Here is a 307-nt window from a genome sequence, read left to right as displayed (position 1 = left end):
GGCGGCCTGCTCGGCGGCGCGGAACAGGGCACCAAGGTCGTCCTCCTCACCGGCTCCATGGGCGCCCCGGCGCGCCGCCGCGCCCTGCTGGACCTGACCACCGGCGAGGCGGGGATCGTGATCGGCACCCACGCCCTGATCGAGGACAAGGTGCAATTCCATGACCTGGGCCTGGTCGTCGTCGACGAGCAGCACCGCTTCGGCGTCGAGCAGCGGGACGCGCTGCGCTCGAAGGGAAAGCAGCCGCCGCACCTGCTGGTGATGACGGCCACGCCGATCCCGCGCACGGTGGCCATGACCGTCTTCG

Annotated in this window: 1 protein-coding gene; it reads left to right on the top strand. The window is 72.0% G+C overall.

Features of this window, described 5'->3' with window-relative positions:
- Window positions 1-307: DEAD/DEAH box helicase (locus JNW98_RS35975; RefSeq protein WP_223772434.1), on the top strand; the 307-nt coding region annotated here is incomplete at both ends.

It is taken from the genome of Streptomyces huiliensis, from assembly GCF_020037025.1.
GTDB lineage: Bacteria > Actinomycetota > Actinomycetes > Streptomycetales > Streptomycetaceae > Streptomyces > Streptomyces huiliensis.
The sequence above is the reverse complement of the archived record's forward strand: the minus strand, read 5'-3'. Positions and strand labels throughout refer to the sequence as shown.